Here is a 1385-nt window from a genome sequence, read left to right as displayed (position 1 = left end):
CTGTTCGACCTGAACTTCCCGAAGAAGGTATCCGTGTCACCAAGATATTTCTAACCCCAAAAGAGCAAGAAAATGAAAAAAATATACATTGCCGCATGCTTATTTCTGGCCATTGCCTCCGGTTACGGGCAGAATAAGAGTTCCGAGAAGGCTGACAAACTGTACGACAGCTACCAGTATGTTGCGGCCATAGAAGAATACCTCAAGCTGGCCGAAGGCAGGAAGGGCGACAGCCATGTCTACAGGCAGCTGGCGGACAGCTACTACAACGTCTTCAATATGGGTGAGGCTGCCAGGTGGTATGCCAAGGCCGCCGAGAGTAGCCAGGATGCGGAAACATATTACCGCTATGCGCAGGCTTTAAGGTCGCAGGGCAAATACCAGGAGGCCAACAGGCAGATGGACAGGTTTGCCGCACTGCTTCCCAACGACCAGAGGGCAAAGGACCATAAGGCCAACCCGGACTATATCCCGAGCCTGTCCAGCAAGGACAGGCTGTTCGATATCAGTGAGACGGGCATCAACAGCAAGGACCAGAGCGATTTCGGGGCAGTGCTCTCCAATGACAATATCCTGTACTTCGTGAGTACGAGGAACAACTCGAACAGGACCGACAAATGGGTAAAACAGCCCTACCTGGATATCTTCCAGTCGGTAAGGAATGCGGACGGCACGCTGTCGGAACCCAAGGCGGTCGGTGAGCTGAATACGGCCTTCCATGACGGTCCGGTTACGGTGAGCGCGGACGGGAACACGATGTTCTTCGCACGCGACGGGCTCAATGACGGCAACTTTGACAGGGACAGGAAGAACAACGTGAAGATAGGGCAGCAGGGACTCTACCGTGCGACAAGGGTCGACGGCAGGTGGACCAATATCCAGGCACTTCCGTTCAACAGCAAAAGCTATTCGGTAACACACCCAAGCCTCAGCCCTGACGGCAAGACCCTGTACTTTACCTCGAACATGCCGGGCGGCCACGGCGATTCCGACATCTGGAAGGTATCGGTTGACGGCAGCAATTACGGCAAGCCGCAGAACCTGGGATCCAACGTGAACACGGCGGGCAAGGAAGGGTTCCCTTCCATAGGCGAGAACGGCATCCTTTATTTCGCATCGAGCGGGAAGCAGGGATTCGGAGGACTTGATGTCTTCAGGGCAGACCTTAACAGGGATGGGGAAGCGGTTAACTTAGGGAAGCCTGTTAACAGCGAGAAGGACGACTTCTCCTTCAGCTTCAACACGGCTAAAAACGAGGGCTACTTTTCCTCGAACAGGAACGGCACTGATGATATCATGAAGGCTGTTCCCGTGTGCAGGGTAGAAGCCATAGCAATGGTGAAGGACGGCAAGACAGGACGTGCGTTGGCAGGTGCGGGCGTGTC

Annotated in this window: 1 protein-coding gene; it reads left to right on the top strand. The window is 54.5% G+C overall.

Features of this window, described 5'->3' with window-relative positions; genetic code table 11:
- Nucleotides 1-72: 72 nt before the first annotated feature.
- Nucleotides 73-1385: PD40 domain-containing protein (locus B0G92_RS00050; protein ID WP_101470645.1), on the top strand; the 1313-nt coding region annotated here is incomplete at its 3' end.

This window comes from Flavobacterium lindanitolerans, assembly GCF_002846575.1.
GTDB classification, from domain to species: domain Bacteria; phylum Bacteroidota; class Bacteroidia; order Flavobacteriales; family Flavobacteriaceae; genus Flavobacterium; species Flavobacterium lindanitolerans.
The sequence above is the reverse complement of the archived record's forward strand: the minus strand, read 5'-3'. Positions and strand labels throughout refer to the sequence as shown.